The organism is Paenibacillus nanchangensis (assembly GCF_046543445.1).
Taxonomy (GTDB): Bacteria; Bacillota; Bacilli; order Paenibacillales; family Paenibacillaceae; genus Paenibacillus_AQ; species Paenibacillus_AQ nanchangensis.
On record NZ_JBHOFD010000031.1, the window covers coordinates 38,899 to 52,474 of the forward strand.

Genomic DNA, 13,576 nt, shown 5'->3' on the forward strand with positions numbered 1-13,576 from the left:
TATAGAGGTTTATTGACGAAAATTATTTTCAATATTAAGATCTATATGTGATAAAAAATTTCAACCTAATGCACCCGTTTATCCGTCTCATTAAAATTTGTCCTAACACGGCGACGCAGGAGGAAATGAAAGATGACAACAGCTTCAGGCAGAAACATCATCGTAACGAACCGGCCCACCAGAGATCAGCTTGAAAAAATTTACGATATTTTAGGGGAATGTTTTTCCGTAGGACGGGCTTTTTTCCAGGAAAGATTAGACCTCGACAGCACCTATGATCCGGCTACTACATGGTTTGCGGCGGTCGACGGCAAAATCGCTGCCAATGTTCAAATCTTTCCGCTTTCCATCAGAGCAGGCCAAGCGGTTTTGCAGACGGGTGCAATGGGCAGCGTCGCTGCGGATCCAAATTATCGCGGCATGGGACTTACTCACAAAATTCTTGCCGCACAAACGGAGTATATGAAAGAAACCGGTTATGATATAAGTTTACTTCTGGCCAGTAAACATGCATTTTATGAGAAAGCCGGCTGGAGACTTATTCCCGAGACTGCTTACGCTGTAGAGAAACAGCCGGGCGGCGAGCAGCCGGACGGTTACGAAATGATTCCTTTTGAGCCCCGTTATCTTGAGGATATCCGCTATATCTATGAACAATTTAATCAAAATCGCACCTATACCGTAGTCCGTAGTGAAGCCTACTGGAATGATCTGATACACTGGCCGGAATGGAAAAAAGCGGACTGTCTGCTGCTTCGGCAAAATAATAAAATTGTGGCTTATGGCATTATTGAAAAAAAGGACACCGAGCAGGTGTTTATCAACGAATTCCTCTATTTGGATGAAGCAGCGGATGGTATTGAATACTTGTTTCATGAATTATGCCGGCTTCGCCCGAATGCCAAGCAAATCCTAGCGATGCTGCCGGAGGATCATAAGTTATATTCCTATTATCAGCAGCATCAGGCGAAGCCCGTTCCAATCCATATGGCGATGTGGAAAATGATCAATCTGCATTCTACATTCCGCAAGCTTCAGCCAGAACTGGAGTGCCGCCTAAACGGTAATGATTTGACGGCAAATCAAGAGCTGGTTATAGTGCTGCAATGCGGAGAGGACCGGATCTGCCTGGATTACCGTCACAAGCGGCTTTCCGTTTCCGGGGATATTCCTGCCGGCTCCTATGTCTCGATCGAAGTGGATGAACGTAATCTGATCACCTATATCTTATTCGGTTATCCTGGGGAAGGCACAGCTGAAGATGTGGCCGAACATGCCGGTATTTTGCAAGCCCTGTTCCCGAAACAGCAGGCCGTGTTTTATTTAACCGACAAGTTCTAAACCGGTTCATTTCGGCCGGCAGCTGCTTTATTTATAAAAAAGGGGTGTGCCGTAAGTCCAAAACTGCCGGACTTATGACACACCCTTCTTTTGCTTTATGCCAGTGATTCCCCGTTCATCATTTTTGATTTCCCAAGCAAAACAGCACCATAAGCTGCATTATGAACAGGCATAATCAGCTTGGTCTGCGGGTAGCTTTGGGCAAGCTTCCGCTCTAATGCATCTCTTACAAAACGGGACTTTTGCAGTACACTTCCGGCAGTTGCAATTGGGATTTCATATAATTTCAGCCGTTCAATAACAGGCGCCGCAAGCTCAAACAGACTGGCTGCGCATTGCTCCGCAAGCTTTAGCGCCAGGGCGTCCCCCAACTCGCATGCCTTCGTCATAACCGGGGCGAGCGCTGCAATATCTTTTTTTGTTGTGTTTTTGTGATAGACAAAACCAATGATTTCTTGCACACTGGCAAGCCCAAGCTGTTCGTATACCAGCGCCGGAATCATCGTATCCGCTTTTCTTCCGTCCTCTGCCTGAACCAGGATGGACAAGAGATCACGCCCAATGCTATATCCGCTTCCCTCATCGTCAATCAAATGGCCAAAGCCTCCCGTGCGATGCCGTTCTCCCTTTTCATTCACCCCAAAGCAAATGGAGCCTGTACCGGCAATAAGAATAATGCCCTGCATCGCATTTTGTGCTCCATACAATGCTGTTTCCTGATCACCGGTAATCGTTAAAGGCCCCATATAACCGTTATCTCTCACCTGCTTCTCCAAAAAACGGGCTACTGCCGGATTGCTTACTCCTGCCGCTCCGATACAGACATGAGTAACTTCCTCTAAATTGGTGCAGCAGCGCTTTGTTCGGTTAAAAATCTCCTTAAAGGAGGCTGCAATAGCCTCAGCGTGACCGCCGTTATAATTAATAGGCCCTACCGTAAAGGTTAATAAAACGTCTTCCCGATCATCTTGAGCAACGGTAACAGCTGTTTTGGTGCCGCCCCCGTCAATTCCTACAATAAACGCCATACTTATGCCCCCTAAAGCTGAATCGTAATGCTGGCAGCCGGTGTTATCTCACCATTCAGGATGGGAATAAGGGATTTAAATGCCTCCAGGGAATATTCAAATGCTGCAATGCCGCAGAACTCGCCTTCGATTAAAGCTAAATCATAAGGCCGGCCTAATGTAATAGCCGTCACTTTACAGCCTGCTGCCAACAGCTTCTGTACAAGCGCCAGCTGGCCTGTATTTTCACGCGCATTAAACAGCCCGATTATAACATGCTTGTACCCTTCAACCTTTTGCAGGACAGCGTTAATTTGCTCCTCGTCCGGATCAATACCGATCATCTCATACGCTGTATCAAAATACTCACCCATATATTGGGGAAAACTAAGTTCTTGATTTACGCTGCTGGAGGCAAGATCGGTCCGATAGGAATGGGAGCCCATAAACAGCACCTGCTTGGTACCTGTTTGAACAGGCTCGATTTCACCTTTAATACGGCAAATCGTTTCCGTACGCATCAGCTCGTTCGCCCGGCGGTGAACCCCGCAGCCAACCACCTCGTAATCCGGCTCCTCAATAACCGCATACCGCGCTTTATAGGCTAAAATTTTGGCCACCGCCGCATCAATAACCGCTTCATCCAAATCGCCGGACGCCACAGCTTCTTCTATGAAATGAACCGCTTCTTTAACCGCTGCAGGCGTGTGACTGATGAACACCAGATCAATACCTGCTTTAATGGCTCCCAATGCTCCTTGAGCGGTCCCGTAATAACGTTTAATCGCATCCATTTCCAAGCAATCCGATACCACCAGCCCGTTATATCCCATTTTCTCTTTGAGCAGCTCTGTAATAATCGGATAAGACATCGTTCCCGGCACACCGGACTTATCGATTTGCGGAAACAAAATATGTGCGCTCATGATGGCCTGGGCACCTTGCGCAATTGCAGCCTTAAACGGCAGCAGCTCAAGCTGCTCTAATTCCTCAACCGTTTTATTAATCACAGGCAAGCCTATATGCGAATCGACACTGGTATCCCCATGACCCGGAAAATGCTTCAGCGAGGACATTACCCCTCCATCGAGCAAACCTTTCATCATTTGAATCCCGTACTGCGCTACGGTCTCAACAGAATCCCCGTAAGAACGGACGTTAATCACCGGATTCAAAGCATTATTGCTCACGTCCATCACGGGCGCAAGATTGAAATTAATGCCTAATGCTTTTAATTCTCTGGCGGTTATTCGGCCTGCTGCATAAGCATTTTCAGGGCGTCCTGAAGCGGCAATTGCCATGGCTCCGGCTACATTTGTCGCGTCCTTGGGCATTCGGGTAACCCGCCCGCCCTCCTGATCAATAGTTATAAACCCCGGGATGCCTGTATGGGTGGTGAACCATTGCTGCAGCTCTGCTACTAGCCCGCCCAATTGATGTTTATTGTCGACATTATGTGAAAATAAAATAATGTTGCCGATTTTATACTGCTCAATAACTTCCTTCAGCTCGGGGGAAATTTCCGTTGAAGGAAACCCTGTTACGAACATCTGCCCGATTTTCTCGCGCAAGCTCATTTGCTCTATCGTTTTCATCCATTGCTCACCATCCGCTAGTGATATAAATGATATTGCCGCTTCATTTCTGCAAATTGCCGGCTTTCCTCTGCAAACTGTTCGAGCAGCTGCTTTGCTTGAATACCTTCCGTACGATAGACGCTGCTTCCGCCCAGCAAATCGATAAAAGGGCGTGAGCCCTCTTTTACGGGAGGCAAAAAGGCAAATTGCTCATACAAATCCCTTACCGCAAATAATAAAGTTACGCCAACCTCCAGCGGCTTGATCACCTGGATATCTGTAATATATAGTTGTACGCCGCCGCATAACCCTCCCGAATGCTTGGATGACGTTGGCTTGAAATGAACAGGACGGAAATACACACCCGGCATTCGCCGGGCATTCATCTCGTCTGCCAGCTGCTGCGCCTGAATGAAGGGAGCCCCAATCATTTCAAAGGGGAACGAGGTCCCCCGTCCTTCGGAGCAGTTGGTACCTTCAAATAAACATGTGCCTGTATATAACAACGCTGTTTCATACCGGGGGATTCCAAGTGAAGGATGAACCCAGGTTAAGGCTGTATCCGGGAAGGACATACTCCGTTCCCAGCCTTCCAGACGCACGATATGAAGCGATGCCTTCCAGTTCATTTGATCATTTGCCATCACGGCCACTTCACCTGCTGTCAGTCCATACCGGACAGCCAGCTCATAATTCCCGACAAAAGATTTAAATTCAGGCTTTACTATATTCCCTTCAACATCTACCCCGTTCAGCGGATTTACACGATCAAGGATAACAAACTCCACGCCGGCCTTTGCACAATCCTCAAGGGCATACAGCATCGTATAGATGAAGGTGTAATACCGTACGCCAACATCCTGGATATCGTACACAAGGATATCAATTTCGTCCAACATTTCTTTTGTTAAACGTTTGGAGTCTTTCCGGTACAGGCTGTAAACCGGAACGTTGGTATAAGGGTCCGTATACGTCTCTACTAATGCTCCCGCATCCAAATCACCGCGAACCCCATGTTCAGGCGAAAACATCGCGGTAAGATTACAGTTTTCATGCAATATCGTAATGGTTGATCTGAAATCTCTGGTGAGCCCTGTCGGGGCTGTAATTAACCCTACACGTTTACCTTCAAACAGATGAAGATATTTTGAAATGGAGTCGATCCCGTTTAACACCATATTACTCAAGACCCGACTGTCTGATCTTCATCGTCTCAGCAGGCACCATAAAAGCTTCGGCATACGTTTTTCTTGCTTCACAGCCCCGGACAACGGCCAAGGCTTTATAGTAATCCATATATTTAAAAGATTTGCTGTTTGTCACAAACCAATGGTGGCTTAAAGCCTCAATCCATAAATCATAGGCCGCCTGATCAAAATCCACGTAGACGTAAGGAACATAGTCCACTGCATCTTCCCAGTTCTCCGAATAGTACAGCTTCGCTGCAAAGTGGGCAGGAAGTTCACGCTCAAAGGAGGACAGGCTTGCAAAAAACCTTGCATCATTGACGATATGATGGGTCAGCGCATGATCCTTATGCATGCTGTTTTTCCAATGGGTTATGATAATGTTGGGTTTCACGCGGCGAATGACATCGCAGACCTCCATACGAATCTGCTGATTGTCAGGCAGCTCTCCGTCACAATAATCAAATACAACCGCCTCACCGCCCAGCATATCGGCAAAAACTTCCGCCTCTTTCACTTTTTGCTGACGGTACTCGTTCATATCCTGTCCTGCCGGCACGCCTCTTTCCCCTGCCGTTAAAGCCAGGGTTACAATACGGTCTCCCTTCAAGCTGTGGCTGGCCAGTACACCGCCGGATGCCAATTCCACATCACCAACATGCGCTCCAATTGCTAATACGGTCAACTTTCCGCTCATCCTTACAGCTCCCTTCGCAATATGGAAAATTTTTTTTCAATATTAAATCCTGCTTTTTGATAAATTCTAAGCGCCGGGTTATTACTGCCAGTGAATAAAGAGATATATTGACCGCCTGCATTCTGAAAAGCTTCGACCATCCGGAAAAACAATATGCTGCCGAGCCCATGACCCTCATACTCCGGGTGCACCCCAATCCCGCAAAAAAACGCCCGGCCATCCGGTTCTAAAATAATGGGTCCTGCAAAACCAACCACCTCATTGCCATACACCGCCACCACGAGAGGTTCGCCATTTTTTACATGCGCGGCTACATCCTTTTCCCACTGCGGATTTTCCAGGGCCGCAAGCGTTGCTTCAAGGCCTTTATGAACAGCGGGGGCGTAAAGAGTAACCTGATAGTCTTCTTTGCTTGCTTTGCTTTCTTTGCCGGTAATATCTTCAGGAACACTAAAGCTGCCCAGCTTCAGGTACATGCCGCATTGTGTCGCCCGGTCTGCATACCCTCTGGCGATTAAAGCCTCATATAATGGCTGGTCTTTACTAATACCCGGAGCATTATTGTGTTCATGCTGCGGTGCGCTTGGAATCGTCCATTTCAGCTTAACAGGATTAAAGAACAGCACTTCCGCCTGTTTTTTCCCAAGCTGCCGGAATCTTGTTTCCATACGCCGCACAAAAGCATCATACAGTTCCATAGAAGCGGCTTCGGAATCGATAATAACGCTCGTAATATAACCGGCCACATCGCCAAGCGGGAGGTCCTCCCCGCTGCAGCCGGCTGCAAAACCAGCCACACCTGTTTCATTACAGCCTACCCATATACACTCCGCATCGAAATAGGAATGATGAATGAAGGTGTCCTGAAACTCCTGCTCGGTAAGCGGCTTGTAATCATAGCGGGTAGCCTCCCGGTTCCAGAGCGCTACAACTGCAGAAAGATCTTCCATAGAGAAGGGTCTGATTTGCATTATTCAACCTCCCTGGCCAGCGGATAGGGCCAAGAAATTTTGCCCATGACTACCTGCCGGGAAGCTCCGGTAACTTGTGGAACATTATTCGGCAGTCGTTTCATCGTATGGTAAGCCAGTACCGCAAAAGCAACGGCTTCTTTGGCATCACTGTTGCCGCCAATATCCTCCTGTGTCAGCACCTGCACTCCGTAAGGTGCAAATAATTGCCGCAAATCACGCAGTAACGTTTGGTTATAACTCCCGCCGCCGCCAATCAACAACTGCTGAGCTTGATGCTTCGGCGCAATATACCGTTCATAGCTGTCGGCAATACTCCATGCCGTCAAACGTGTAGCTGTGGCAATAACATCCTCAGCTTTCCAGTTATTCGCCTTCATCAACTCCAAGATTTGCGCAACATAATGCGCTCCAAATCGTTCTCTGCCCGTCGATTTCGGCAAAGGCATCGTATAATATTCATCCTGCTGCATCCATTGCAACAGCTCATCAAGGACTTGGCCGCCCGCTGCAATTTCACCGCCGGCATCCATCATCATTGACGGAAATAACTGCGATACAAGACCATCGATGATCATATTTCCGGGCCCTGTATCGAAAGCATATACTTCTTCCGGAGAAGCATTGGCAGGAAGTACGGTCACATTCCCTATCCCTCCAATGTTCTGCAGAAGAGAGGTTTTCTCCGGATGGTTAAACAATAAATATTCTGTAAAAGGCACCAGCGGCGCCCCTTGGCCATCCACTGCCATGTCAGCGACCCGAAAGTCGGAGATGCAAGGAATGCCTGTACGGTTCGCAATAACTGCACCTTCGCCAATTTGAACCGTACAATGCAGGTTATAGCCGTCCACAACCTTCTTTTCCGGGGCATGGTAAATCGTTTGGCCATGTGATCCTATCGCAACTATTTGCGATGGCGCAAGACCGCATTTACCGATCACCGACAAGGCAGCTTGGGCGTATAATTCGCCCAGCCACATGTTCATTGCGCCTATTTTATCAACGGTTGCCTTAGATGGATCAAACAGCTCGAATATCGAACTTCTGACCTGCTCCGGAAACGGAGTGTTTTCAAAAGCCAGCAATTCCGCCTCGATCCCATACTCTTTTTCCGGTATAGAGGACAATTTAATTACCGCCGCATCAATACCGTCTACCGAGGTGCCGGACATCAAACCAACCAGGTAGGTAACATCGGCTTTCGATAGGTTTCCCATTACCCTTTCACCGCTCCGACGGTTACCCCTTCAAGGAAATACTTTTGCAGGCTGAAGAACAAGATAAACATCGGAACTGCAGAAATGGTGGCACCGGCCATCATGGGCGCAAAATAAGTTGTGTTTGCAAAACGGAAGTTTTTGAGGCCCACCTGAATCGTCTGCATATCCATTGTATTGGTGACCAGGAACGGCCAGAAGAAGTCATTCCATGCCGCCATAAACGTCAGGATCGCCAGGACCGCCATTACTGTTTTGGATAAAGGCATAATGATATACCAAAAGATTTTAGGTTGAGAACAACCTTCGATTTTCGCAGACTCAATAATTTCAACCGGAATGGAAGACATGAACTGCTTAACCAGGAAAATGTTATAGACGGTGACTAAGCTTGGCATAATCAACGCTGTGTACGTATTTTGCAATTCAAAAATATTAACGATCAAAATATACAGCGGAACTTGGGTTACCTGAGTCGGAATCATCATAGACCCCAGCAGAATAGCAAACAAAATCCCTTTTCCTTTAAATCTCATTTTTGCAAAAGCATAGCCTGCAAGGGTAGCAAAAAATACGTTCGACACCGTAATACAGGCTGCAACGATAAAGGAATTTATTAACCAATCCCATGAATGGGCGCTAAAGTTAAAAAAGAATTTATAAGACTCAAACGAAATTTTCGGCGGGAGGAGCGAATAGCTCATTGCACCGGCTTCTACCGGATCACCGAACGAGGAAATGATCATAAAGTATATCGGGAAAATGGTCGCTGCGGCAAACAGGAGCAGGAATGTAATGATCAGACAATTACGGGCAAACAGAGACCCTTTGCTTCTTAAGTTATTGTTGAACAAACCCATAGGTTTCTGCCCCTCTCCTAGTATTCTATATCTTTACCTAAAACCTTAAATTGAAGGAATGAGAACAAAGCAATCACCGCTGCCAGAAGTAAGGACTGGGCCGCTGCCTCACCAAACTTAAAATATGTGAACGCATTGTTAAAAATCAACAATCCCACCATTGTTGTTGCATGGTCTGGTCCGCCGCCAGTCATAAGATAAGCGTTCTGGAACACCTGGAAGGAACCGATGACCCCTGTAACCAGCAGGAATAGCGTTGTTGGCTTAAGGAAAGGGATGACGATAAACCACAGCTTTTGCAAAAAAGTCGCGCCGTCAATGTCTGCAGCTTCATAATAGCTGTTATCAATGCCGAGCAATGCAGCCAGATAGATAATAATGGCTGTGCCGTGACTTGACAGCCAGGACATTAACACAAGCGAAAACATGGCAGTTGCACTGGAGCCAAGCCAGTTCTGATTACTGATTCCGAAAAAGCCTACCACCTGATTGGCAATACCCGATTTTAACGGATCAAAAATCCACAGCCATACAACAGCAAGCGATACACCTGATGCTACAGCCGGCAAATAATATACTGCTTTAAAGATCGTTTGTGTTTTTTTCTTGAAAGGCATAATCAAAATGGCAATCAGGAATGACAAAAAAATATTAAACGGAACGGTTAACAGCGTATAAACTAATGTATTTTTTAGTGCTTTCCAGAACAGTTCATCTGAAAAGGAGTTAACGAAGTTCTCCAGACCGACATAAGTGGACCCCAATGGACCATATTCCTGCAGGCTGATGATAAATGCATTGATTACCGGATAGGCGGTAAATAAAGAAAACGCAATAAGTGCTACTGCGATAAACGCGTATCCCCAACCAGAGTCACTTTCGAGCTTCAATTTTTTTCTTTTGGTTACCATTTGATTCATTGGGTCGCACCTCTCTTCTTCAAAAAAATACCAGCTGCTGACTAAATTCAAAAGGAAAGCTGTACGTAGCTGGAACGTACAGCTTTCGCCTGCCTGTCTAAGACAATCTAGTCAACTACAACACCGTCTTCACCAAAGGATTTGACGGCAGCTGCTTTAACTGCCTCATACATCTCTTGCGGGGTAATCTCATCTGCAAGTAAGGCCTGCAGTTTTGGAATAATCACTTCTGTTTCAATTTTGAGGGCTTCTGCAGCCTTATCCGTAGGGATATCTGTACGGGCCGGAAGCGCTTTGGCCATCATTGCTTTACCCGCAGCAACGTTATCTTCGTTGCGGGGAAATTGTTCAAGTACTTCCGCATTACGCGCAGACTCGGTAATTGGTGTTAAGAACAGCTCGTTGCTATAGTTAGCAGCAATGGAGCCGGAAGACAGGAAGTTCATCGCCAGGGCAATATTTTTGATATGTTCTTCTGAAGGCTCTTTTTTACCACGCAGTGCGATATAGCCATCTACTATGGAAGTAGGGACATAATCGGCACCGTTGAAGGTCGGAACAGGAAGAGAAATGTAATCCACTTCAATCGAATTCGCAACAGCGGAGCCATCGTTTGCTTTAATCTTTTCATTGTTCAGACGGGCGGAATTTTCAAATGCCGATAAACCTTTACCCGTGATCATCGTCTGACCGGTCAGGAACATATTCCAGCGTTTGCCGGCATCAATGGAGCTCAGTTCTTTAGGCATGGAACCGTCGTCGATCATTTCACGGATCGCTGTCAGCAGACTCATGAATTTTTTGCTTGTATAGGTGTATTTAAGGTCTTTATCGAAGTAATCGGGCAGACCTGCAGTTTTGGCAAGAATGGCCAGATAGTCTTTAGAGGCTACACCGGATGTGGCGAACACGAAACCGTAACGGGTAGTTTCCCCTTTATCATTTTTCACAACGCCTTTTGCGATGGCATCCCGGAACTCTTCATAGGTCCAGCCGTTTTTCTGAATGCTTTTCCAATCAATCCCGGCTTCTTCAAGGAATTGTTTGTTCCCGCCAATCGTGTGGATTTCCATATAGGCCGGCAGGCCGTATTGAGCGTCACCTAATTGAAAATATTTCATGGGAACTTCGTCATAATCTGCCTTTACTTCGTCAGACAGGACGGGGTTGAGGTCAATCAGTACATTCAGCGCTGCATATTTTGAAAGTCCGGATGCACCGATCCAGGCAATATCCGGAGGGGAACCCGCATTGACTTGAGTATCAAGCTTTTGCGTCATATCTTCCCAGCTCGCCGGTTCGATTTTCAGCGTCAAATTCGGATGCTTTGTATTAAATTCTTTTTCCATATCTGCAAAACGCGCCTGGTAATTAGCCGATACCGGCGGTAATAATGCGGTGATCGTATCTTTTTTTGCACCGCCGCTGTTGTTGCCTGCACTTCCGGAGTTTGCAGAATCCGCAGTGTTATTTGTTTTCCCTCCACAAGCGGATAACAGGGATACCATCATGATTGCTGACAACAACAGAGTTAAACCTTTTCTTTTTTTCATTGATAGCAGCCTCCTTTATTTTCAAAGCATCCATCCGGTCATTTCACTTCCGGCCGTTAATTTAATGATAAGATTGCCTGTTTCAGCCGTCCGCCATTTGCCTCAAGCACTTCTTCTGCTGCCTTTGCATCTAACCCCGTTTTAATCATCATGATCGCTAGCTTACTATTCATTCCTGCTTTTTCAAGTGTTTCTGCGGCAGTTGAAGGATCTGCACCCGTCGTATTCATGATAATACGGATGGAGCGGTCCACCAGCTTAACATTACTTGCCTTTAAATCCACCATTAAGTTGTTATATGTTTTCCCTAACTTGACCATGGTGCATGTTGTCAGCATATTAAGCACCAGCTTTTGAGCCGTTCCTGCCTTTAACCGGGTCGAGCCGCTAATAACCTCCGGCCCCACAACAGGCGAAATGCAAATATCTACAATGGGTTCAAACTTTGAGCCTTTGTTGTTGCATACACCGATCGTTGCTGCCCCAAGCTCTTTCGCCTTCAATAAAGCTGCAATAACAAACTTTGCACTGCCGCTTGCCGAAATGCCAACTACTACATCTTTGTCTGTCACCCCGATGCTTTCGATTAAAGCGACCCCTTCATCCACATCGTCTTCACAGCCTTCAACCGCACTCCGTAATGCAATATCACCCCCAGCGATATATCCCTGTACCAAGGAGGGATCTGTACCAAAGGTAGGCGGACATTCGGAAGCATCCAAAACCCCTAATCTTCCCGATGTGCCGGCTCCTATATAAAACATTCTTCCACCAGCAGACAATCTGTGGTGCAGAACATCAACCGCCCTTGCAATCTGCGGAATTTCCTTAGCGACGGCCCCGGAGACCAGAGCATCTTGTTGATTCATTAACTGAACCATTTGTTCTGTGGTACATTCATCTATCAACAAGGTGTCTGGATTCACAGCCTCAGTTGTTAATCCCGCAAGATAATCATTCATGTCCATCCTCCTTCTTGTCAGTTTATTCTAACATTTACATTACGTTGTATGTTAGAATACCATACATTTATTAATTTTTATACTAATATATTCGTTGCAAAGCGTCAATAGATTTTGAAATAAAATTTTATTAATGAACATTATTACGATTTTTTATTTCAAATCCTTGTATAAACAGTTATATCACATCTGTAAAGCGCTTACAATATGCAGATGGCATTTTTTAAGCGCTTACGTTATTAATTTTGCAGGATTTTTGGCAAGTGAAATATTTGACTGGATAAATGCAACGGATTTTTGTTATGTAGATAATCTGACATGTCCAAAGAAATATAAAACACGGTTCACAGCAGAAAAAAGCATTGATCGATGATCGATCAATGCTTCCTTTAAAGCCATTGTATTAGAGCCTAATATCTGAGCTTTTTCTTTAATATATTATGGGTTTTGGTTAAGGAGGTTTTTACCTGCTCATATTCCGCACTTGCGACACCGGCAAATAAAATGTCGACAATCGTAAGCATGGCAATACGCGAACCCATAGCGCCACTGCGAATGGTGATTTCAGGTGTAGATATGCTAAGAACAATATCCGCCCGAACTGCAAGCTCACTTTTATTGTATCTCGTAATCGCAATACAAGTTGCTTTGTTCTTTTGGGCAATGATCAGGGCATCAATAATATCACTGGTTGCACCAGAATTAGAGATGAAAATGGCAACATCATCTTCCCCGAGTAAGGTTGCTGCAGTGAGCTGGCTATGACCATCCGTATAGGCATGACACATCTTGTTAATTCGTGAGAATTTCTGTTCCCCGTCCATACCTACGATTCCTGAAGCTCCGATCCCAAAGAAAACAATTCTCTTACTATGACACAGTACATCTACAGCCCTTGCGATTTCTTTCCGGTCAACGACACTGAGGGTGTCCTCAATGGACTTCATGTTATTCAATGAAATATTTGAAATAATGGTCGAAAGATCATCGCCCGGCTGAATATCTGTATACTGGGTCTTTGCATCCTCATCACGGGAACCCAAAGAAGCTGATATACTCACAATAAAATTGCGGTATCCGCTGTAGCCCATCGTTTTACAGAACCGCAGGACCGAGGCATCACTTGTTTTACTTGATTGGGCCAATTCCTTAATGGATAGATGAGGGATCTCTTCTTTATTCTCCAGAATATAATCCCCAACCAGCCGTTCAACCGGAGTAAAACTGTCCCTCATTTCACGAATCTTGATTAATATGTTGTCATTTAAATTCATAATCTAC

Annotated in this window: 12 protein-coding genes; 1 reads left to right on the forward strand and 11 read right to left on the reverse strand. The window is 45.9% G+C overall.

The window, feature by feature from the left end:
• The first annotated feature begins 132 nt into the window (after positions 1-132).
• A complete protein-coding gene (locus ACE6ED_RS22180; RefSeq protein WP_410829605.1) occupies positions 133-1,341 on the forward strand; it encodes a GNAT family N-acetyltransferase in 1,209 nt (402 codons plus the stop codon).
• A gap of 95 nt (positions 1,342-1,436) precedes the next feature.
• On the opposite strand, the gene ACE6ED_RS22185 is transcribed toward ACE6ED_RS22180, so the two are convergent.
• From ACE6ED_RS22185 to ACE6ED_RS22235, 11 genes are all read right to left on the reverse strand, one after another.
• Positions 1,437-2,369, reverse strand: a complete 933-nt coding sequence (locus tag ACE6ED_RS22185; RefSeq protein ID WP_410829606.1) for an N-acetylglucosamine kinase — start codon at positions 2,367-2,369, stop codon at positions 1,437-1,439.
• 11 nt (positions 2,370-2,380) lie between these two features.
• A complete protein-coding gene (locus tag ACE6ED_RS22190) occupies positions 2,381-3,943 on the reverse strand; it encodes a glycoside hydrolase family 3 protein (protein WP_410829607.1) in 1,563 nt (520 codons plus the stop codon).
• Positions 3,944-3,960: 17 nt separating this feature from the next.
• The gene (locus ACE6ED_RS22195; protein ID WP_410829641.1) at positions 3,961-5,103 is read right to left on the reverse strand and encodes an exo-beta-N-acetylmuramidase NamZ family protein; all 1,143 of its coding nucleotides are present in this window, start codon (positions 5,101-5,103) and stop codon (positions 3,961-3,963) included.
• Position 5,104: 1 nt separating this feature from the next.
• Positions 5,105-5,809, reverse strand: a complete 705-nt coding sequence (locus ACE6ED_RS22200) for a PIG-L deacetylase family protein (protein WP_410829608.1) — start codon at positions 5,807-5,809, stop codon at positions 5,105-5,107.
• A 2-nt stretch (positions 5,810-5,811) separates the two neighbouring features.
• A complete protein-coding gene (locus ACE6ED_RS22205; RefSeq protein ID WP_410829609.1) occupies positions 5,812-6,780 on the reverse strand; it encodes a GNAT family N-acetyltransferase in 969 nt (322 codons plus the stop codon).
• On the reverse strand, positions 6,780-8,000 hold the full coding sequence (locus tag ACE6ED_RS22210) for an anhydro-N-acetylmuramic acid kinase (protein ID WP_410829610.1): 1,221 nt from the start codon (positions 7,998-8,000) through the stop codon (positions 6,780-6,782). The genes ACE6ED_RS22205 and ACE6ED_RS22210 overlap by 1 nt, the downstream gene beginning before the upstream one ends.
• Complete coding sequence (locus tag ACE6ED_RS22215) at positions 8,000-8,860, reverse strand: carbohydrate ABC transporter permease (RefSeq protein ID WP_410829611.1); 861 nt, start codon at positions 8,858-8,860, stop codon at positions 8,000-8,002. Before ACE6ED_RS22215 ends, ACE6ED_RS22210 begins: the two co-directional genes overlap by 1 nt.
• 17 nt (positions 8,861-8,877) lie before the next feature.
• The gene (locus ACE6ED_RS22220; protein WP_410829612.1) at positions 8,878-9,780 is read right to left on the reverse strand and encodes a carbohydrate ABC transporter permease; all 903 of its coding nucleotides are present in this window, start codon (positions 9,778-9,780) and stop codon (positions 8,878-8,880) included.
• Between the two features lie 107 nt (positions 9,781-9,887).
• On the reverse strand, positions 9,888-11,333 hold the full coding sequence (locus tag ACE6ED_RS22225; protein ID WP_410829613.1) for an ABC transporter substrate-binding protein: 1,446 nt from the start codon (positions 11,331-11,333) through the stop codon (positions 9,888-9,890).
• Positions 11,334-11,389: 56 nt separating this feature from the next.
• The gene (murQ, locus tag ACE6ED_RS22230) at positions 11,390-12,295 is read right to left on the reverse strand and encodes an N-acetylmuramic acid 6-phosphate etherase (protein WP_410829614.1); all 906 of its coding nucleotides are present in this window, start codon (positions 12,293-12,295) and stop codon (positions 11,390-11,392) included.
• A gap of 410 nt (positions 12,296-12,705) precedes the next feature.
• Positions 12,706-13,569: a MurR/RpiR family transcriptional regulator gene (locus tag ACE6ED_RS22235; RefSeq protein WP_410829615.1), complete on the reverse strand. Its 864-nt coding sequence runs from the start codon at positions 13,567-13,569 to the stop codon at positions 12,706-12,708.
• Positions 13,570-13,576: the final 7 nt, after the last annotated feature.